This is a genomic window from Streptomyces sp. NPDC093252 (genome assembly GCF_040683675.1).
Classification (GTDB): Bacteria; Actinomycetota; Actinomycetes; order Streptomycetales; family Streptomycetaceae; genus Streptomyces.
In genome coordinates, this window is sequence record NZ_JBFBEM010000012.1 from 181,461 (window position 1) to 200,132 (window position 18,672).

Sequence of the window (18,672 nt, forward strand, 5' to 3'; positions counted from 1 at the left end):
CCCGCACCGCGCGCCGACCGTGCTCGAACGCGAACGGTACTCAGCCGGGCGCCGCCCCGCACACCCCCGCAGGCCAGGCCGGGATCGGCCCGGCGCCCACGAGGAGGCCCTCGGCGGGCCGCTCGCGGCCCATCCGCTGGGGAGGCGGATACAGGGGGTTCCGGTGCCTGGGGCGGGGCGGGTCCTAGAGGACGAAGCCCGGGGTGCCGCCGTCCGTCACGACGGGGCGGCCCTCGGCCTCCCAGATCTGCATCCCGCCGTGCACATTGACGGCGTCGACACCCTGCTGGGCGAGGTACTGGGTGACCTGGGCGGAGCGGGCGCCGGAGCGGCAGATCACATGCACCCGCGCGTCCTGCGGGGCGGCCTCCGTCAGCTCGCCGTACCGGGCGACGAACTCACTGATCGGGATGTGCAGCGCCCCGGCGGCGTGCCCGGCCCGCCACTCGTCGTCCTCCCGTACGTCCACCAGGAAGTCGCCGTCCTTGAGGTCCCCGACCTGCACGGTGGGCACACCAGCTCCGAAGTTCATGGAACCGACGCTACCGGACCGGGGTGGGACGGTGCGGTCCCGACCGCCAGGGCCCCTACGGAGCCGCCGTCTCGATCGCGAGGACCCTACGGAGCCGCCGCCGTCTCGGTCGCGAGGTCGGCCTCGCGGCGGGCCACCTCGGCGATGAGCTGGTCGGCGATCTCGTCCAGCAGCCGGTCCGGGTCGTCCGGGGCGAGCCGGAGCATCGAGCCGATGGCGCTCTCCTCCAGCTCCTTGGCGACCGCGCTGAGCAGCTCCTTGCGCCGGGCGAGCCATTCCAGGCGGGCGTACAGCTCCTCGCTGCCGATGGGGGCGAGGTCCTGGGGGCGGGGTCCGGCGGCCCACTCCTCGGCCAGTTCGGCCAGCTCGGTCTCGTCGCCGCGCGCGTAGGCGGCGTTGACCCGGGTGAGGAACTCCTCGCGGCGGGCGCGCTCGCCCTCGTCCTGGGCGAGATCGGGATGGGCGCTGCGCACCAGCTCGCGGTAGCGGCGGCGGGCCCCGTCGCTGGGGCGGACCCGCTGCGGGGGCCGTACCGGCTGGTCCGTGAGCATCGCGACGGCCTCGGGGAAGAGCCCCTCACCGTCCATCCAGCCGTGGAACAGCTCCTCCACGTCCGGCATGGGCATGACCCGCGCCCGCAGCTCCCGGGCCGTGGCCAGGTCCTCGGCGGTACCGCTGCGGGCGGCACGGGCCTCGGCGATCTGCGCGTCCAGCTCTTCGAGGCGGGCGTACATCGGGCCGAGCCTCTGGTGGTGCAGCCGGGAGAAGTTGTCCACCTCGACCCGGAAGGTCTCCACCGCGATCTCGTACTCGATCAGCGCCTGCTCGGCCGCCCGCACGGCCTTCTCCAGGCGCGCCTCGGGCCGCGCGTCCTCAGCTTCCGGGGTCGTCATCCGCTCAGCGTAGGCCACGGGCCCCGGCCGGGGGACGACTGCCCTCACACCCCCCGCTCCGCCGCCACCCGCCCCGACTTCACCGCCGTCACCAGGTCCGCGTGGTCCGCCTCCGTGCGGTCGGCGTAGGCGACGGCGAAGGCGGCCATCGCCTCGTCCAGCTCCTCGTTCTTGCCGCAGTAGCCGGAGAGCAGCCGGGGGTCGGCGCTGTGGCTGTGGGCGCGGGCGAGGAGCGCGCCGGTCATCCGGGCGTAGTCGTCGAGCTGGTCGGCGGAGAGGGCGTGCGGGTCGACGCTGCCCTTGCGGTTGCGGAACTGGCGGACCTGGAAGGGCCGTCCGTCCACCGTGGTCCAGCCGAGCAGGATGTCACTGACGACCTGCATCCGCTTCTGCCCGCTCACCACCCGGCGCCCCTCGTGCGCCACCTCGGGCACCTCGAACCCGGCGGTCAGCAGATGCGGCACCAGCGCCGACGGCCGCGCCTCCTTCACCTGGAGTATCAGCGCCTCCCCGCGATGGTCCAGCAGCAGCACGACATACGAGCGGGTCCCGACACTGCCCGTACCGACCACCCGGAACGCCACATCGTGCACCGCGTGCCGGGCGAGCAGGGGGTGCCGGTCCTCGGGCAGGGAGGCGAGATACCCGGCCAGCGACGCCACCACCGCCGCCGCCTCCGCGTCCGGCACCCGGCTCAGCACCGGCGGCGCCGCCACGAACCGCCGCCCGCCGTCCCCGGTCGGCTCGGTGGACCTCGCCGCGAACCGTCCGCTGGTGTTCGCCCGCGCCTTCTGCGAGACCCGCTCCAGGGTGCCCAGCAGATCGTGGGCGTCGGTGTGCGAGACGAGTTCCTCGTCGGCGATGGCGTTCCACGCGTCCAGCACCGGGAGCCGGGCCAGCAGCCGCATGGTCCGCCGGTACGCGCCGACCGCGTCCCGCGCCGCCGCCCGGCAGATGTCCTCGCCCGCGCCCGCCTCCCGCGCGGCCAGCACCAGGGAGGCCGCGAGCCGCTTGAGGTCCCACTCCCAGGGGCCGTGGGCGGTCTCGTCGAAGTCGTTGAGGTCGATGACCAGCCGACCGCGGGCGTCCCCGTACAGACCGAAGTTCGCGGCGTGGGCGTCGCCGCAGATCTGGGCGCCGATCCGGGTCGTCGGGGTCCGGGCGAGGTCGTACGCCATCAGCCCGGCGGAGCCGCGCAGGAACGCGAACGGGGTGGCCGCCATCCGGCCCACCCGGATCGGGGCCAGCTCCGGGATCCGGCCCAGGCTGGACTCCTCGACCGCCGCCACCGCGCCGGGCCGCCCGGCGTCGATGTCCAGCAGGGCGTGCGACCGCCGCGGCACCCGCTCGCGCAGCGCCCGGCCAGCCTCCTTCGGCGACGCCTGTCCCCGCGCGGGCGGCCCGGCAAAACCGGCCACCCGCGGAATCCGCGCCTCGGCCTCACCCATGGCCATCGCCTCCCCCGTCGCCCGCGCACACCCGCGGGTATTCGTTGCGTCGACACGTCCGTCGACTCGTGCGCCAACTCGTCCGTCGACTCGTCGGGGAACCGTACAACCGCCGGCCGTTTCCCGTCAGACCCGGGGCGGGGCGGGCGGGGCGGGACGGGAGGGGCGGGACGGACCGGGGGTCCGGGTCCGCTGGCATGAACCTGCACGGGCCTTGGTCATACGGGTGTTCGACGGGGCCGCAGGGACGGGCGGGGGGCGGCCCGGGGGCGGGCGCGGAACAGTCAGTTCCAGCCATCCGCCGCCGGTGAAGTTCCAGGTCAACCGCCGGTCCCGGTGGCCCCCCTTTCCCCGGCAGCAAAGCGGGGGATTGCGTTCCGGTGTCAGCACACTGCCAGCGCAGGTTTCTGCATATCACCCCTCATGGTGGTGCGCGGCCGGGCCCGGCGAGAATACGGGGGTGAACGCGGGCCGGGACGGGGAACCCCCAGCGGGAATGTCTCCGGCCTTGTGTTCCATGGAATTCCACGCGAAATTGCAGGGAATGCAGGTACCGGAAATCAAGGGGGAAGTTACTTTATGAGCAGGATGCTGCTGCACGCCGCCGCCGTCACCCTCGGCATCACCGCCGCGCTCGGGAGCGCGGGTGTCGCGAACGCCGTCGCCGACGACCGGGGGACGATCAGCGGGATCATGGCTTTCGATCCGATCTGGGACACCTTGCCCGGCGGTACGCCGCCCGTGACGGACGACCCGATCTGGGACTGATCCACCCCGACGCGAGCCGAACCGACAGGTTCCACTGAAAACCACCTATGGCTGATACCCGGCCATGAAATGTCTCAAAAGGGCCTGCTCCTTGAGTGGGCCCTTTCGCATGTGTCCCGCACTTGTCCCGTACTTGTCCGCCCCCGACCGTCTGAGCACATTTCCGTTGCACACTAATTACAGCGTCCACATAATGGCGCGCGGCAACGTGTGTGGTCAGAGGGGGATGATCATCGATGCTGGATCCGCTGGGCCTGCCGTCCCATGTAGCGGAGATCTACCGCTCCATGCTGCGCCAGCCGGGGTGCACGGTGAACGAACTCGCCGCCTCCCTGGGCTGGCCGCCCGAACTCGTCCGTTCCGGTCTCGACGAATGCGTCCGGCTGTCCCTGGTGAAACCCTCCTGGGGCGGGCCGGAGAATCTGCGCGCGGTCAGCCCCGAGGTCGCCCTCCAGGCCCTGCTGTCCCACCAGGAGAACGACCTGATGGAACGGCACAAACAGCTCAACGAGGCCCGGGTGGAGATCGCCCGGTTCATCGACGACCACAACGCCGCCCAGCAGGATCTGCGCAGCGCCGTCATCGAACGGCTCAACGGGCTGGAGGAGACCCGCTCCCGGATCGAGGGCCTCACCCAGAACTGCTCCCGGGAACTGCTCACCTTCGCCGCCGCCGGCTCCCACACCGAGGAGAGCCGCCGGGCCAGCCAGCCCCTGTGCGAGGCGCTCGCCCGGCGCGGGGTGGTCATGCGCAGCGTCTATCTCGACAGCGTCCACAACGACCCGGCGACCGTGGAGCACCTGTGCTGGCTGCACGCCCACGGCGACCAGGTCCGCACCGCCGCCTCCCTGCCCTCCCGGATGCTGGTCTTCGACCGCGCCCACGCCGTGCTGCCCATCGACCCGGACGACTCCGCCGCCGGCGCCCTCGTGCTGCACGGCCGGGGCATCATCGTCGCCCTGTGCGAACTCTTCGAGCGGGTCTGGGAGGAGGCCCTGCCCTTCGTCAGCGGACGGCCCCAGCACCGCGAGCGCGGCTTCGGTGAACTCTCCCCCCAGGAACAGGCCGTGCTGCGGCTGCTCGGCGAGGGGCTCACCGACGAGGTCGTGGCCCGCAAGCTGGGCGTCTCGGTGCGCACCGGGCGCCGGATCACCGCCGAGCTGATGAGCCGGCTCGGCGCCCGCAGCCGCTTCCAGGCCGGACTGCGCGCCGCCCAGCTCGGCTGGCTGGACGGCCCCGACGACCTCCCCGACTACCCCGACCTCCCGGCCAAGGGCCGCGCCCGCCGCCGGATCACCGCCGCGGCGGCCGGCGGCCTCTGACACCCGCCGCCTCTGACACCCGCCACCTCCGAGACCCGCCGCCTCCGGGACCCGCCGCTTCCGAGACCGCCGCCTCTGAGACCCGCCGCCTCCGAGACCCGAGCGCCGACCCGCCCGCATATAGGCCCCGTATAGCGGCCGATTCCACCCTCTCTCCATCGCTGGATGGCGGAGTCACCCCGACTCCGGAACCGATCCCTCTTTGGAGCCGAGATGAGCGACGTGCGCCTGACGGACGGCCTGGACGCCGACCGCAAGCAGGAGATCAAGGAGATCGTCTGCGACATTCTGGAGATCGACGAGGACGACGTCACCGAGACCAGCCTCTTCAAGGAGGAGCACGACGCGGACTCGCTGCGCGCCATCGAGATCCTCGCCGCCCTGGAGCGCACCCAGAAGGTCACCATCGACCAGGCCGAACTGAGCCGGATGGTCAATCTGGAGGGCGTCTACGCCGTCGTCGCCGAGGCCGCCCGGCACTGAGCACCCCCTGTCCAGGTCCCTACCGCTACCGCGACCGCGACAGCGACAGCCAGAGCAGGGGTGAGCTGCATGAGCGCTTCGACGCACACCGCCGGACGCCGGGTGGTGATCACCGGACTCGGGGTGGTCACCAGCATCGGCGTCGGGGTGCGGGACTTCGCCGCCGGACTGCGCGCCGGCCGCAGCGGGGTCACACCGATCACCGTGTTCGACACGGAGGGCTTCGCCCACGCCAACGGCTGCGAGGTCACCGACTTCCGGCCCGAGGACTGGATCACCGGGCAGCGGCCGGAGGAACTGGGCCGGGCCGGCCAGTTCTCGGTGGCCGCCGCCCGGATGGCCCTCGCGGACGCCGGGCTCGCCGAGGACGACGTACGGGCCCGCCGGTCCCTGGTGTCCGTGGGCACCACGGACGGCGAGTCCCACGACCTGGACCAGCTCGCCGCCGCCGCCATGGCCGGCGGACCGCAGAGCTACGACCCCGCGGTGGCCCGGCGGATCCCGGCCGGGCGGCTGTCCGCGGGCATCGTGCGCGAACTGGCGCTGACCGATGTCGAGGCGGTCACCATCCCGACCGCCTGCGCGGCCGGCAACTACGCCGTCGGCTACGGCTACGACGCCCTGCGCAGCGGCGACGTCGACATCGCGCTGTGCGGGGGCGCGGACGCGGCCTGCCGCAAGACGTTCACCGGGTTCTACCGGCTCGGCACGGTCGCCCCCGAGGTGTGCCGCCCCTTCGACAAGGACCGCGAGGGCATCCTCACCGGCGAGGGCGCCGGGATCCTGCTGATGGAGAGCCTGGACTCGGCGCTGGCCCGCGGCGCCCGGATCTACGCCGAGGTACTCGGCTACGGGCTGGCCTGCGACGCCCTGCACCCGGTCGCGCCGGACCGGGACAGCATCGCCCGCACCATCGAGATCGCCCACCGCAACGCGGGCGTGACCCCCGACCAGATCGACTTCGTCTCCGCGCACGGCACCGGCACCAAGGCCAACGACGTCACCGAGGCGGGCGCGATCCGCCGGGTGTTCGGGGCCGACGCCATGCCCCGCACGGTCTCCATCAAGTCGATGATCGGGCACAGCATGGGCGCGGCCAGCGCGGTCGCCGCCGCGGCCTGCGCCCTGGCCCTCACCGAGGGGTTCATCCCGCCCACCATCAACCACCGCGAGACCGACCCCGAGTGCGCGGTCGACTGCGTGCCCAACGAGGCCGTGGCGGCGGAGCTGGACATCGTGCAGAACAACGCCCTGGCCTTCGGCGGGAACAACGCCGTGCTGATCCTGGGCGCCTGCCGCGACGGCCGTGAGCGGAGCGCGGCATGAGCTGGGCCGTGACCGGGATGGGCGCCGTCGCCAGCATCGGCGGCGACCCCGGGGAGATCTTCGCCGCGCTGACCGCCGGGCGCAGCGGCCTCGCCCCGCTGCGCGGCTACGACCGCACCCGCTTCCGGGCCGAGATGGCGTACGAGATCGACGACCGGCCCGCCGAGGGCGTCGACGAGCCGCTGCGCGCCACCCGCTGGCTGGAGCGGGCCGTCGCCCAGGCCGCCGCCGACGCCGGACTCGGCGGCGATCTGTCCGCCGTGCCGGTGCTGGTCGGCACCACCCTGCGCGAACTGCGGTCGGTGGAGCTGTCCTGGCGCGACGGCGTCCCCTTCGACGCCGCCGACCTGCACTTCGGGACCATGCTGCGCCGCCGGTTCGGCGCCGCCGACACCCACACCGTCGCCAACGCCTGCTCGGCGTCGCTGTACGCGCTGGCCCTGGGCTGCGACCTGCTCGACCTGGGCGCCGCCGACACGGTCGTGGTGGCCGGCGTCGACACCCTCACCGAGAGCACCTACGGGCTGCTGGACCGCTGCTATCCCGAGGCGCCCGACCGGGTGCGGCCCTTCGACCGGGCCCGGCGCGGGATGCTCCAGGGCGAGGGCGCGGTGGCGGTGGTGCTGCGCCGCTCCGCCGACGGTCCCGGACCCGGCGCCCGGGTCCACGCCCGGGTGCGCGGCGTCGCCGTCAACTGCGACGCGTACCACCCGTCGGCGCCGGACGCGAAGAGCATCGCCGCCGCGGTGACCGAGGCCCACCGGCGGGCCGGGGTGCGGCCCGCCGACATCGACCTGGTGATGCTGCACGGCACCGGCACGCCCCTCAACGACGAGGCCGAGTCGACCGCGCTGGGCACGGTGTTCGCGGGGCTGGGCCCGTCGCCGTACATGACCGCGATCAAGTCGATGACCGGGCACACCGCCGGGGCGTCCGGGCTGCACAGTCTGGTCGCGGCGGTGGACGCGCTGCGCACCGGGACCGTCCCGCCGACGGTGTATCTGGACGATCCGGTGGACGCGGTGGCCGGTTTCCGGCTGGTGCGGGGCACCGCCGAACAGGCCGAACGGCCGCTGCGGCTCGCCCAGATCGACTCCTTCGGCTTCGGCGGGCTCAACGCGGTCGCGGTCATCGAGGCGGAGGGCTCTGCCGAGGACGGGAACGGGGGTGAGGGGCGTGGGTGAGCGGGCACGGGCGTTGTCCGGTTCCGCCGAGGGCGTGGTGATCACCGGGCTCGGTACCGCGATCCGGGGGCTGGCCGGTCCCGGCGGGCTGCTCGGGCCGCCGCCCCCGGACCACCGCACCGCACCCGACCCGGTGTCCCGGCTCACCGGACGCGGCCTGCGCTACAAGGACCGGGCGACCCGACTCGCCCTGGTCGCCGCCCGGGACGCCCTGACCGACGCGGCCCTCATCGACCACGCCGGCACCCCGGCCGTGCCGGGCGGGAGCACCGGGGTGGTCGTCAGCACCAACCACGGCAACGCCGACACGGTCTGCGAGACGGTCTCGGCCATCGCCGCCGGCACCTATCTGGCGACCAGTCCGATGATGCTGCCCGCCACCTCCAGCAATGTCGTCGCCTCCTGGGTGGCCATCACCCATGGGCTGCGCGGCGCCAATCTGACCCTGTGCAACGGGCCCACCTCCGGGCTCGACGCGGTGCACTGGGGGCGGCTGCTGATCGCCGCCGGGCGCGTGGAGCGGGTCCTCGTCATCGGCGTCGAACCCGACAACGCGGCCGTCCGCCATGTGACGGCGACCCCGGCGGACGCGGCGCCCGGCCTCTTCGACGGGGCGGCGGCGCTGGTGCTGGAGTCGGCGGCCTCGGCGGCGGCCCGCGCGGTCCGGCCGCTCGCCGCCACCGGCCCCTACGCCCGCCGCGCCCGGCACGCCGACGCGGTCGCGGAGGTACGGTCGCGCAGGGCGGGGCCGGTCGGGCTGTGGTGCGTGCCGGAGCACCCCGAGGGCCTCCAGGCCCCGGCCCCCGCCCTGGGCGCGGCGGCGGGCGGGGCCCCGGTGCACGATCTGGCCGCGCTGTACGGCTCCGCGTCCGGCGCGCTCGGGGTGCTCCAGACGGTGGCGGCCACGGTCTGGCTGGCGGACCGCGCCGTGCCCGTCCTGGCCAGCGCGGGCACCGGCGACGCGGGCGCCGACGACGCGGCGGCGGCCCTGCTCCTCACCCCGCCCGTGCACCCGCACCCGCCCGCACCCGTGCCCGTGCCCGACTCCGTTTCCGACTCCGCCTCCGCCTCCGTTTCCGCTTCCGCTTCCGCCTCCGGCGGCGGACGGTGATCGGGGCCGGGGGGCACCGGCACGCCCTGGTCCGGCGGCGCCGGGCCGCCCCGGGCGGCGTCCGGGTGCTGCTGCTGCACGGGCTGGCCGGGAGCCCCACCGTGTGGGAGGAGTTCACCCGGCGGGCCGGTGCCGGGGTCGAGGTCTGGGAGGCCGTGCTGCCCTGGGGCACCGAGGGCGACCCGGTGTGGAGCCGGGACGACGACCCCGCCGACCAGGTGACCCGGGCCCTGGACCGGGTGCCCGGCGGCGCCGACGCGATCGTGGCGCACTCCTTCGCCGCCGGGCCCGCCCTGGAGGCGCTCGTCCGGCGCCCCGAGGAGCACCGCCCGGGCGCCGCCGTCGTCGTCGCCCCCTTCTACCGGGCCGCGCCCGAGGACTTCCGCTGGCAGGACGCCGAGCGCTATCTGAACGGCTTCCACCGGATCCTGGAGGAGGGGCTGCGGATCGCGGTCGGCGACCGGATCTCGCCCGAACTGCGCGCCGCGATGGCCCTGCGGGTGCGCGACCGGATCGGACCGTACGGCTGGCAGCAGTTCTTCGGCGCCTATCTGCGCTCGCCCCGGCTGGAGGTGGCCGCGCTGCGGCTGCCGGTGCTGGTGGTGGCGGGCGCCGACGACATCGCCGCCCCGCCCGACGACGCCCGCGCCCTCGCCGCGGCGCTGCCCGACGGACGGCTGCGGCTGCTGGCCGGCTGCGGCCACTTCGCCATGGCCGAACGCCCCGGGCCCTTCGCGGACGCGGTGCGCGCGCTGCTCGCCGAGGCCCTGCCCGGAGCCCGCGCCGCCCTCGCGGCCACCCACCAGTTCACCCCTACGCACCGGAGTTGACGTGACCACGCGTACCGCTGACCTCTCCGCCGCCTCGGTCCCCGCGCTCGCGGAACCCAGCCGGCTGGAGATCCGGCCCCGCTACGAGGGCTCCAACATCTGCACCTGGATCGGCTTCAAGCATGTCAACTACCTGGTCGAGGAGGCCGTGCTGAACCATCTGCGGCAGGCCGGGCTCGCCCCCGGCACCCTCTACGAGGACTACGGGCTGTGCACGGACCTGGTCGACCTCGACACCCGCATCCTGCACGCCTTCCACATCGACGACACGGCCGTCGCCGAGGTCGCCCCGCACCGCCGCGCCCGGGACGGCGAACTCCTCTTCGCGGTCACCCTGCACGTGCGGCGGGACACCCTGCTGAAGGCGGTCACCTCCACCGTCCGGGTGCAGCTCCGGCTCGATCCGCGCGGCGGCGGGGAGCTGCCGGTGCCGCCCGCGCTCGCCCCGTTCGCCGTCGACCGGCTGTCCGCCCGGCCGGACCGGGCGGTCACCCCCGTGGCGGCCGACCCCGCGGCGGGCGACCTGCTCAAGGAGCTGACCGCCGGGCGCAACGCGCACGCCTGGACCTTCCGGATCCCCTACTGGTACTGCCACTTCACCGAGCGGCAGCAGATGTCCGGCTATCTGCGGCTGATGGAGGAGGCCAAGGACCGGCTGGTCGCCGACCGCGGGGTGTCCATCAAGACGATGCTGGACGAGCGGAACTGGATCCCGGTCGTCCCGCACTCCCGGATCACGATCCTGGACGAGGCGCGGATGGAGGAGGAGCTGTATGTCGTCCTCACCGTGGAGAGCGTCTTCAAGGGCTTCACCTACGACTCCCGCATGGACACCTATGTGGTGCGCGACGGGCGGCTGATCCAGACCGCGACCGGCCGTATCACCCATGGGTACGCGGTCATCAAGAACCGGCGCGACTGGTCCCTGGTGCCCTTCGACGACCGGATGACCGCGGCCCTGGAGGGCCGGTCGGCATGAGCCGGGGGGACGGGGCGGGGATCGCCGTCACCGGGGTCGGCGCGGTCACCTGCCACGGGGCGGGCGCGGACACCCTGTGGCGGGCCATGACGGAGGCCGGCATCCGGCTGCCGGACCGGGCGCCGGACCCGGATGCCCGGATGGACCTCCCGCTGATCGGCCTCGTCCCCGATCCCGTCCCCGGCTCCCCGCCCGGCGTCGAACGGGCCGCCGCCTTCGCCGCGCTGGCCGCCGACGAGGCCCTCGCCGACGCCGGGTACGCGCCCGGCGACCTGGCGGACGCCCGGGTCGCGGTGGTGCTGGGCTCCTGCATGGGCGAGCCCGGCCCCAACGAACGCGGCCGGGGCGAGGCGGGTGGGGGTGAACCCGGCCGGGGCGACGGCGGGGCCTGGCGGCCCCCGTTCCGGCTGGCGTCCGGGCTCGCCGGGCGGCTCGGCCTGTTCGGCACCGCCCACGACATCGCCAACGCCTGCGCCGCCGGGGCGTACGCGCTGACCGTCGGCGCCGATCTGCTGCGCGCCGGGGAGGCGGACGTGGTCCTCGCCGGGGGTTCGGACGCGTACTCCCGGGTGGCCCTGGGCTGCTTCAACCGGCTCGGCGCCGTGGACCCCGAGCGCTGCCGCCCCTTCGCCGCCGACCGCGCCGGGACCGTCTTCGCGGAGGGCGCCGGGATCCTCGTCCTGGAACCCGCCGGACGCCGCGCGGACGCCGTCCGACTGGAGGGCGCGGGCTGGAGCTGCGACGCCGGGCACCCGACGGCGCCCCGGGAGGACGGCGAGGAGATCGTCCGCGCCATGCGGACCGCCCTCGGCGGCCGGTACGAGGGCGTCGGCTGCGTGGTGCCGCACGGCACCGGGACCCGGCTGAACGACGTCCTGGAGAGCCGTGCCCTGCGCCGGGTGCTCGGCGCCGCGCTGGACCGCGTACCGCTCTACAGCCTCAAGGCGCTGCTCGGGCACGCGGGTGGGGCGTCGGCGGCGCTGGGCGCGGTCGCGGCGGCGCTGATCGTCCGGCACGGCCTGGTGCCGCCCAATGTGCCCCTGAAGGAACAGGACCCCGCGTGCCCGGTCCCGCTCCCCGAGGCACCGGTACGGCTCGCCGCCGGGGCGCGGCGGGTGCTGGTCAACGCGTACGGGTTCGGCGGGAACAACGCGTCGCTGGTGCTGTCGTCGGGCGGGGGTGGGGCGGTATGAACGCGGGTGCGCGGGAGCTGGCCGTCACCGGGGTCGGGGTCGTCTCGCCCCGGGGGGACACCGCCGTGCGCGCGCTCACCGGCACGGGTGCGGTGGACGACGGCTGGTTCGACCACCGGGAGCGGCTCGGGCCGCGCGGCTACAAGTACCTGCCCCGGGCCGCCCAGTACGTCCTGGCCGCCGCCCGCGGCGCCCTCGCGGACGGGGGCGTGCCCACCGGGCGGCCCGCGCTGCTGCTGGCCACCAACGCGGGGGCGGCCGGGCTGTTCGACGCGCTGGACGCGGCCGTCACCGGCTCCGGCGCGGCGGCGATACCGCCGTCCTCGGCGCCGTACTTCGCGGTGAATGTGCTGGGCAACCGGCCGGCCGCGGAGCTGGGCGCCACCGGGTTCGCGCTGACCGTCGCCACCGAACGGACCGCCGCACTGGACGCCCTGGCCACCGGCGCGCTCGCGGTGGCCGCCGGACGGGCGGACCGGCTGCTGCTCGCGGCCGTCGAGGAACCGCCGCCCGGTGCGGGGGGCCGGGGCGAGCAGGGGGCGGTGGTGCTGGCGCTGGAACCGGCCGCCACGGCGAGGGCGGCACGGGCCGTCGTCCGGACGCGGTCGCTGTTCGTACCGCCGGACGCGCCGGACACCGCCCGGGGCCGGGAGCGCGCACGGCGACTGCTGGCGGCGGCCCTGGCCGAGCTGGGCGGGGTGCCGGTGCGGGTCCATCTCGACCTGGACGGGTCCCCCGTGGCCGGGGTCGTCACGGAAGCGCTCGCCGAGCTGGGCTACCCCGTCACCCGGGGTGTCACGGAGACGGCCGCCGGGGGTGCCGCCGGGCTGGACGGGCCGCCTGTCGCCGGGGTCGGCGCGGAAACGGTCGCCGGGGCCGCCGCCGGGCCGGGCGGATCCCCCGCCACCGGGGTCGGCGCGGAAACGGTCGCCAGAGCCGTCACCGGGCCGGGCGGGTCCCCCGCCACCGGGGTCGGCGCGGAGACGATCGCCAGGGCCGCCGCCGGGCCGGGCGGGTCCCCCGCCGCCCGGGGTGTCGCCGAGACAGCCGCCGAGGCCATCGCCACGCCGGGCGGCTCCCCCGCCACCGGGGTCGGCGCGAAGACAGTCGCCGGGCCAGGCGGGTCCCCAGTCTCCGGGGTCGGCGCGGAAACGATCGCCAGGGCCGTCACCGGGCCGGGCGGCTCCCCCGCCACCGGGGTCGGCGCGGAGACGATCGCCGGGGGTGCCGCCGGGCCGGGCGGGCCGCCTGTCGCCGGGGTCGGCGCAGAAACGATCGCCAGAGCCGTCACCGGGCCCGGCGGATCCCCCGCCGCCCGGGGCGTCGCCGAGACGGTCACCGAGGCCATCGCCGCGCCGGACGGCTCCCCCGCCACCGGGGTCGGCGCGGAAACGATCACCAGGGCCGCCGCCACGCCGGGCGGCTCCCCCGCCACCGGGGGCGGCGCGGAGACGGTCGCTGAAGCGGTCGCCCGCGGGGGATCCGGGGCGGCTCCCCCGGCGGAGCCGCCCCGCATCGGATGCCTGCGGCCCGCCCTCCTGCTGGCCCGTGCCGTCAGCGGGCCGGACCCGGACGCGCTGGTGGTCTGCGCCACCGGCACCGGACAGATCGCCCTGACCCGGGTCCGCCCCGCGCCCTCCTCCGTCCCCCTGTCCACCTCCACCACCTCGGGAGCCGTCGCATGCTGAAGTCGCTGGAAGGGAGCTGGTGCCTGGTCCTCGGGGCGTCCAGCGGCATCGGGCGGGCCATCGCGCTCGGGCTGGCGGGGGAGGGCGTCCACATCGCGGGCGTCCACTTCGACACCGCCGCCCGCGCCGACGAGGTCGCGGACCTGGTCGCCGAGGTGGAACACCGGGGCGTGAGAGCGCACTTCGTCAACGCCAACGCCGCCGCCCGCGCCACCCGGGACGGGCTGGTGCCCGCGCTCGCCGACCTCACCGGCGCCACCGGCGGCATCCGGATCCTGGTGCACTCCCTGGCGTTCGGGACGCTCGTCCCGTTCCTGCCCCGCCCCGGCTGGGAGCAGCCGGTGACCGGCCGCCAGCTCGCGATGACCCTCGACGTGATGGCGCACAGCCTCGTCCACTGGACCCAGGACCTGCACACCGCGGGACTGCTCCGCCCCGGCGCCAAGGTGTACGCGCTCACCAGCGCCGGGACCTCCCGCCATCTGCCCAGCTACGGTGCCGTCTCGGCCGCCAAGAGCGCCCTGGAGTCGCATGTGCGCCAGCTCGCCTGCGAACTCGCCCCGCACGGCGTCGCCGTGAACGCCCTGCGGGCGGGCACCACCCTCACCCCGGCGCTGCGCCGGATCCCCGAGCACGCCGCCTACGTGGACCGCGCCGCCGAGGACAACCCGCACGGGCGGCTGACCCGCCCCGAGGACGTCGCCGACGCCGTCGCCCTGCTCTCCCGCACCGAGTCCTCCTGGCTGACCGGCAACACCATCGGCGTCGACGGCGGCGAACTGCACGCGGCGGCCGGTGCGTGGGGCCGCCACCCCGGCGACTGACCGGACCCCTCCCGGACCCGAACCCCACCGAACCCCACCGAACCCCAGGAGCAGACAGCGATGAGCGTCACTCTCGCCACCGGCGCGGACCCGGACACCCTGGTCGTCTCCGGCTGGTCCGCGGCGACCCCGTACGGGCTCGGCACCGGGCCGTTCACCGAGGGCGTGCGGGGGAACCTGGACGCGGTGACGGCGACCGCCGCCGACCGGCCCGCCGGACTCGGCCCCTACGAACGGGCCGGGCTGGTCCCCGGCTTCGACCCCCGCGCGGTGCTGGGCCGCAAGGGCACCCGGGCGATGGACCGGGCCACCGGGCTGGCCGTCGCCACCGCCGGGATGCTGCTGGAGACCGCCGGTGGCGGGCTCGCCGCGGATGTGCCGGAGGCGGTCGGGATGGTGCTCGGCACCGGCCACGGCAGTGTGCAGAGCATCATGGACTTCACCCGGTCCTCGCTGACCGGCGACAAGCCGTACCACGTCGATCCGGCGCTGTTCCCCAACACGGTGATGAACCGGGCCGCCGGGCAGAGCGCCATCTGGCACACCCTGCGCGGCCCCAACACCACCGTCGCGGGCGGCGCCCCCACCGGGCTCCTCGCCCTCAACTACGCGGCCCGGCTGCTGCGCCAGGGGCACTGCGAGGCGGTGCTGTGCGGGGCGGTGGAGGAGTTCTCCACCGACCGGGCCTGGCTGGAGTACCGGGCCCGGACCGGCGCCCCGCACCGGCAGCCCGCCGGTCCGCTCGGCGAGGGCTGCGCGCTGTTCCTGCTGGAACCGCGCGGCCGGGCCCGCGCGCACGGCCGGGAGCCGCTCGCCGCGCTGCTCGCCGCCCGGTTCATCGCCTTCACCGACCCCGAGCGCGCCGACGAGGCCGTCGCCCGGTCGGTGGCGGAGGCGCTCAAGGAGGCCGGGCTGCGGCCCGAGGACGTGGCCCTGGTGGTGCCCTCGGACTGCGGCGGACCGCTCGGCGCCCGGGAGGACGCCGCGCTGGCCCGGCTCCTGGGCGAACACCGGCCGCCCCGGCTGCGGCTGCGCAGGCTCCTGGGCGATCTGGGGGCGGCCTCGGCGGCCGTCCAGCTCGCCGCCGCGGTCACGGCGGGCGACTCGCCCGTCCTGGTCACCTCCGTCGATCCGGACGGCCAGACCGGCGCGGTGCTGCTGCGCACCGGCAGTGCTTCCTGAATCCGTCCCGCACACCCATCCCTTCCCGAAAGGACCGTGAGCCCGATGTCCGACACCGACACCACCGCCGCGCCCCGGCTCGACAAGGAGCAGTTGCGCGACCTGGTCGCCGAGGTCCTCGACCTGGAGGTGGCCGAGGTCACCGACGACGCCCACTTCTCCGAGGATCTCGACGTCGACTCGCTGATGGCGCTGGAGATCATCGTCCGGCTGGAGAAGGAGTACGGGGTCCGCCTCGGCGAGCGCGAACTCACCGCGATCACCTCCCTCCAGGGGACCTACGAGCTGCTCACGGCGAAGCTCGGGGAGGCGTCATGAGCGACGGCGCCGCATCGCCGCTGGGCCCGCTGGAGGTGCTGCGCAGCGGCCCGGAGGGGGCGGTCACCGCGTTCGACGCGCCCGTGGACGGGCCGGTCGTCGACGGGCACTACCCCGGGTTCCCGGTGCTGCCCGGGGTGTTCCTGATCGAGGCGGCCGACCGCACGGTCCGGCAGTGGGCGCGGGGCAACGGCCCGGCGCCGGACGCCGAACTGGACCTCGTCGCCATGGACCGCTGCCGCTTCCACCGCCCGGTGCTGCCCGGCGACCGGGTGCGGGCCGATGTGTCGCCGGGGGCGGGTTCCCTGACGGACGGGGTGGCCGGGCTGCTGTTCAGGGCGGCCGTGGCGACCAACCGGGGGCGGGTCGCCGACATCCGGCTGCGCTACCGGGTCCGCCCGGCGGACGACGCCCCGGCCGGGGACGGGAAGGAGAGCGGCACATGACATCGACATCGACTCCGGCTCCGGCATCAACACCGGCACCGGCACCGGCACCGACGTCGTACGGCCTGGAGCGGATCAAGAGCACCATCCCGCACCGCGGGCCGATCCTGCTGGTGGACCGGGTCACCGGGGTCGTCCCCGGGGAGAGCCTGACCGCGCTGAAGGCGGTGTCCGGCACCGAGTCCTGCTACGACGCGCTCGGGCAGGACGCCGGGCGGGACGCCTACGCCTATCCGTTCTCGCTGGTGGTGGAGTCGTGGGCGCAGTCCGCGGTGCTGCTGTCGGTGTGGGAGCAGCCGAACCCGGATGTGCTGGCCGGGAAGGTCGAACTGGCCGGGGCGATCAACGACGTGGCGTTCGGCGCCCGGGTGTTCCCCGGCGATGTGCTGGAGCACCGGGTGCGGCTGGTGAAGGCCGCCGGGGAGACGGCGGTGCTGGCGGGGGCGACCCTGGCCGGCGGGCGCGAGGTGCTGCGGGTGGGGTCGTTCGTGGTGGCGCTGCGCGAGGTGGCCACGCTCCTGCCGGGCCCCGAGCCCGCCCTGTCGACGATATGAGGAGCGAGAGGAACGAGGTCATGACGGACGGGACGAGGGACGGCGGAGGGACCGCCGCCCCGGTGGCGCTGGTGACCGGGGGCTCGCGCGGGATCGGGCGGGCGGTGGTGGAGCGGTTGGCCCGGGACGGGTACGACATCGCGTTCTGCTACCGCTCCGACGACCAGGCGGCGGCCGTGGTGGGCAAGCAGGTGCGGGAGCTGGGCCGCCGGGTCCTGGCCCGGCGCCTGGACGTCACCGACCGGGCGGCCGTACGGGACTTCGTGACCGCGGCCGAGGAGGAGCTGGGCGCCCCCGCGGCGGCGGTCACCTCCGCCGGGATCACCCGGGACCAGCCGCTGGTCCTGATGGAGGACGAGAACTGGGACGCGGTGGTCCGCACCAACCTCGACGGCACCTACAACCTGTGCCGGGCGGTCGCCTTCCCGATGATCCGGCGCGGCGGCGGCGCGGTCGTCACCCTGTCGTCGGTGGCGGGGGTGGCGGGCAACGCGGGCCAGACCAACTACGCGGCGTCCAAGGCCGGGATCATCGGGTTCACCCGGTCCTTCGCCAAGGAGGCCGGCCGGCACGGCATCCGCGCCAACGCGGTGGCGCCCGGCTTCATCGACACCGACATGACCGCCGGACTGCCGGAGCGGACGGCGAAGGAGATGCGCTCCCGGATCCCGCTGAAGCGGTTCGGGACGGCCGAGGACGTGGCCGCGCTGGTGTCGTTCCTGATCTCGCCCCAGGCGTCCTATGTCACCGGGCAGGTGTTCCAGGTGGACGGCGGGATCGCGCTGTGAGCGGTGCCCGTGCCGGTGGCGCCCGGCGCCGCCGTCCGCCCCGGTTCTACTTCTCGCTGCGCAGCCCCTACTCCTGGCTGGCCCGGCACGATCTGCTGACGCGGTATCCGGCGGTGGCGGCGGCGGTGGAGTGGGTGCCGTTCTTCGAGCCCGACGCGGAGAGCGAACGGCTGCTCGCGGCGGCGGGCGGCACCTTCCCGTACTCGCCGATGTCGGCGGCCAAGCACCGGTACATCCTCCAGGACGTACGGCGGCTGGCCGCCGGGCGGGGGCTGTCGTTCACCTGGCCGGTGGACCGGGACCCGGTGTGGGAGGTGCCGCACCTGGGCTATCTGGTCGCGGCCTCGCACGGCAGGGGCCGGGAGTACGTGGCGCTGGCCGCGCGGGCGCGCTGGGAGCGGGGCGAGGACATCTGCGACCGGTCCGTGATCAAGGGCTTCGGTCCGGAACTGGGCCTGGACGGCGGTGAGCTGGCCTCGGCCGCCGACGACCCCGGCCGGCGGGCGGAGGGCGTCCGGGTGCTGCTGGAGATCGAGCGGGACGGGGTGTTCGGGGTGCCGTTCTTCACCGACCACTACGACAAGTACTGGGGGGTGGACCGGCTTCCGGCCTTCGTGGCGGGGCTGGCGGACCGGGTGCCGGGGCCGGACGACCGGGAGGAGCCGCTCCCCGGGGGACAGCGGTCGGTGGACGACGGGCACGCGGGCGGCTGCGGCTGACCCCTCTCCGGGAGATTTCACCTCGTAGCCGACATATAGGAACGGCATAGCGCACCGGGGTGTGCTGAGAGCCGTCCGCTGCCG

The 18,672-nt window shown here is 75.2% G+C and carries 20 protein-coding genes; 17 read left to right on the forward strand and 3 right to left on the reverse strand.

The genetic code is table 11. The annotated features are described in order from the left end of the window. Positions 1–184: 184 nt before the first annotated feature. From AB0O01_RS25205 to AB0O01_RS25215, 3 genes are all read right to left on the reverse strand, one after another. Positions 185–514, reverse strand: coding sequence for a rhodanese-like domain-containing protein (locus AB0O01_RS25205; RefSeq protein WP_365316887.1), 330 nt, complete (start codon positions 512–514; stop codon positions 185–187). A gap of 104 nt (positions 515–618) precedes the next feature. Continuing rightward, entirely contained in the window at positions 619–1,425 is an 807-nt protein-coding gene (locus tag AB0O01_RS25210) for a hypothetical protein (RefSeq protein ID WP_365316729.1), read from the reverse strand. Between the two features lie 44 nt (positions 1,426–1,469). Beyond that, on the reverse strand, positions 1,470–2,873 hold the full coding sequence (locus tag AB0O01_RS25215) for a DUF2252 domain-containing protein (RefSeq protein WP_365316730.1): 1,404 nt from the start codon (positions 2,871–2,873) through the stop codon (positions 1,470–1,472). A gap of 579 nt (positions 2,874–3,452) precedes the next feature. Here AB0O01_RS25215 and AB0O01_RS25220 point away from each other — a divergent pair. From AB0O01_RS25220 to AB0O01_RS25300, 17 genes are all read left to right on the forward strand, one after another. Further along, positions 3,453–3,641, forward strand: coding sequence for a hypothetical protein (locus tag AB0O01_RS25220; RefSeq protein WP_365316731.1), 189 nt, complete (start codon positions 3,453–3,455; stop codon positions 3,639–3,641). 236 nt (positions 3,642–3,877) lie between these two features. After that, positions 3,878–4,963: a LuxR C-terminal-related transcriptional regulator gene (locus AB0O01_RS25225; protein WP_365316733.1), complete on the forward strand. Its 1,086-nt coding sequence runs from the start codon at positions 3,878–3,880 to the stop codon at positions 4,961–4,963. Positions 4,964–5,176: 213 nt separating this feature from the next. Continuing rightward, positions 5,177–5,446: an acyl carrier protein gene (locus tag AB0O01_RS25230; protein WP_365316735.1), complete on the forward strand. Its 270-nt coding sequence runs from the start codon at positions 5,177–5,179 to the stop codon at positions 5,444–5,446. 69 nt (positions 5,447–5,515) lie between these two features. Continuing rightward, the gene (locus AB0O01_RS25235) at positions 5,516–6,772 is read left to right on the forward strand and encodes a beta-ketoacyl-[acyl-carrier-protein] synthase family protein (RefSeq protein ID WP_365316736.1); all 1,257 of its coding nucleotides are present in this window, start codon (positions 5,516–5,518) and stop codon (positions 6,770–6,772) included. Continuing rightward, the gene (locus AB0O01_RS25240; RefSeq protein WP_365316737.1) at positions 6,769–7,956 is read left to right on the forward strand and encodes a beta-ketoacyl synthase N-terminal-like domain-containing protein; all 1,188 of its coding nucleotides are present in this window, start codon (positions 6,769–6,771) and stop codon (positions 7,954–7,956) included. The genes AB0O01_RS25235 and AB0O01_RS25240 overlap by 4 nt, the downstream gene beginning before the upstream one ends. Further along, positions 7,949–9,067, forward strand: coding sequence for a beta-ketoacyl synthase N-terminal-like domain-containing protein (locus AB0O01_RS25245; RefSeq protein WP_365316738.1), 1,119 nt, complete (start codon positions 7,949–7,951; stop codon positions 9,065–9,067). Before AB0O01_RS25240 ends, AB0O01_RS25245 begins: the two co-directional genes overlap by 8 nt. Continuing rightward, positions 9,064–9,897, forward strand: a complete 834-nt coding sequence (locus tag AB0O01_RS25250) for an alpha/beta hydrolase (protein ID WP_365316739.1) — start codon at positions 9,064–9,066, stop codon at positions 9,895–9,897. Before AB0O01_RS25245 ends, AB0O01_RS25250 begins: the two co-directional genes overlap by 4 nt. A gap of 1 nt (position 9,898) precedes the next feature. After that, complete coding sequence (locus tag AB0O01_RS25255) at positions 9,899–10,876, forward strand: hypothetical protein (protein WP_365316740.1); 978 nt, start codon at positions 9,899–9,901, stop codon at positions 10,874–10,876. After that, complete coding sequence (locus tag AB0O01_RS25260) at positions 10,873–12,069, forward strand: beta-ketoacyl synthase N-terminal-like domain-containing protein (RefSeq protein ID WP_365316742.1); 1,197 nt, start codon at positions 10,873–10,875, stop codon at positions 12,067–12,069. Before AB0O01_RS25255 ends, AB0O01_RS25260 begins: the two co-directional genes overlap by 4 nt. Then, positions 12,066–13,757, forward strand: coding sequence for a hypothetical protein (locus AB0O01_RS25265; protein WP_365316743.1), 1,692 nt, complete (start codon positions 12,066–12,068; stop codon positions 13,755–13,757). The genes AB0O01_RS25260 and AB0O01_RS25265 overlap by 4 nt, the downstream gene beginning before the upstream one ends. Further along, complete coding sequence (locus tag AB0O01_RS25270; RefSeq protein ID WP_365316744.1) at positions 13,751–14,581, forward strand: SDR family oxidoreductase; 831 nt, start codon at positions 13,751–13,753, stop codon at positions 14,579–14,581. The genes AB0O01_RS25265 and AB0O01_RS25270 overlap by 7 nt, the downstream gene beginning before the upstream one ends. Positions 14,582–14,641: 60 nt before the next feature. Beyond that, positions 14,642–15,763, forward strand: coding sequence for a beta-ketoacyl synthase N-terminal-like domain-containing protein (locus tag AB0O01_RS25275; protein WP_365316746.1), 1,122 nt, complete (start codon positions 14,642–14,644; stop codon positions 15,761–15,763). Positions 15,764–15,808: 45 nt separating this feature from the next. Beyond that, a complete protein-coding gene (locus tag AB0O01_RS25280; RefSeq protein ID WP_365316747.1) occupies positions 15,809–16,081 on the forward strand; it encodes an acyl carrier protein in 273 nt (90 codons plus the stop codon). Beyond that, positions 16,078–16,527 carry a hypothetical protein gene (locus tag AB0O01_RS25285; protein WP_365316748.1) on the forward strand — a complete coding sequence of 150 codons (450 nt, stop codon included), beginning with the start codon at positions 16,078–16,080 and terminating at the stop codon, positions 16,525–16,527. Before AB0O01_RS25280 ends, AB0O01_RS25285 begins: the two co-directional genes overlap by 4 nt. After that, a complete protein-coding gene (locus tag AB0O01_RS25290) occupies positions 16,524–17,081 on the forward strand; it encodes a 3-hydroxyacyl-ACP dehydratase (protein WP_365316749.1) in 558 nt (185 codons plus the stop codon). Before AB0O01_RS25285 ends, AB0O01_RS25290 begins: the two co-directional genes overlap by 4 nt. 20 nt (positions 17,082–17,101) lie before the next feature. Further along, a complete protein-coding gene (gene fabG / locus AB0O01_RS25295) occupies positions 17,102–17,869 on the forward strand; it encodes a 3-oxoacyl-[acyl-carrier-protein] reductase (RefSeq protein WP_365316750.1) in 768 nt (255 codons plus the stop codon). Further along, positions 17,866–18,588 carry a 2-hydroxychromene-2-carboxylate isomerase gene (locus AB0O01_RS25300; RefSeq protein ID WP_365316752.1) on the forward strand — a complete coding sequence of 241 codons (723 nt, stop codon included), beginning with the start codon at positions 17,866–17,868 and terminating at the stop codon, positions 18,586–18,588. The genes fabG and AB0O01_RS25300 overlap by 4 nt, the downstream gene beginning before the upstream one ends. The last annotated feature ends 84 nt before the right edge of the window (positions 18,589–18,672 follow it).

What these genes read in the sequence shown, in the direction of transcription:
- AB0O01_RS25230 (WP_365316735.1), top strand. Translation starts at nt 5,177, where the DNA reads ATGAGCGACGTGCGCCTGACGGACGGCCTGGACGCCGACCGCAAGCAG.
- AB0O01_RS25225 (WP_365316733.1), top strand. Translation starts at nt 3,878, where the DNA reads ATGCTGGATCCGCTGGGCCTGCCGTCCCATGTAGCGGAGATCTACCGC.
- AB0O01_RS25285 (WP_365316748.1), top strand. Translation starts at nt 16,078, where the DNA reads ATGAGCGACGGCGCCGCATCGCCGCTGGGCCCGCTGGAGGTGCTGCGC.
- fabG (WP_365316750.1), top strand. Translation starts at nt 17,102, where the DNA reads ATGACGGACGGGACGAGGGACGGCGGAGGGACCGCCGCCCCGGTGGCG.
- AB0O01_RS25210 (WP_365316729.1), bottom strand. Translation starts at nt 1,425, where the DNA reads ATGACGACCCCGGAAGCTGAGGACGCGCGGCCCGAGGCGCGCCTGGAG.
- AB0O01_RS25220 (WP_365316731.1), top strand. Translation starts at nt 3,453, where the DNA reads ATGAGCAGGATGCTGCTGCACGCCGCCGCCGTCACCCTCGGCATCACC.
- AB0O01_RS25270 (WP_365316744.1), top strand. Translation starts at nt 13,751, where the DNA reads ATGCTGAAGTCGCTGGAAGGGAGCTGGTGCCTGGTCCTCGGGGCGTCC.
- AB0O01_RS25280 (WP_365316747.1), top strand. Translation starts at nt 15,809, where the DNA reads ATGTCCGACACCGACACCACCGCCGCGCCCCGGCTCGACAAGGAGCAG.
- AB0O01_RS25265 (WP_365316743.1), top strand. Translation starts at nt 12,066, where the DNA reads ATGAACGCGGGTGCGCGGGAGCTGGCCGTCACCGGGGTCGGGGTCGTC.
- AB0O01_RS25235 (WP_365316736.1), top strand. Translation starts at nt 5,516, where the DNA reads ATGAGCGCTTCGACGCACACCGCCGGACGCCGGGTGGTGATCACCGGA.
- AB0O01_RS25275 (WP_365316746.1), top strand. Translation starts at nt 14,642, where the DNA reads ATGAGCGTCACTCTCGCCACCGGCGCGGACCCGGACACCCTGGTCGTC.
- AB0O01_RS25260 (WP_365316742.1), top strand. Translation starts at nt 10,873, where the DNA reads ATGAGCCGGGGGGACGGGGCGGGGATCGCCGTCACCGGGGTCGGCGCG.
- AB0O01_RS25215 (WP_365316730.1), bottom strand. Translation starts at nt 2,873, where the DNA reads ATGGGTGAGGCCGAGGCGCGGATTCCGCGGGTGGCCGGTTTTGCCGGG.
- AB0O01_RS25290 (WP_365316749.1), top strand. Translation starts at nt 16,524, where the DNA reads ATGACATCGACATCGACTCCGGCTCCGGCATCAACACCGGCACCGGCA.
- AB0O01_RS25240 (WP_365316737.1), top strand. Translation starts at nt 6,769, where the DNA reads ATGAGCTGGGCCGTGACCGGGATGGGCGCCGTCGCCAGCATCGGCGGC.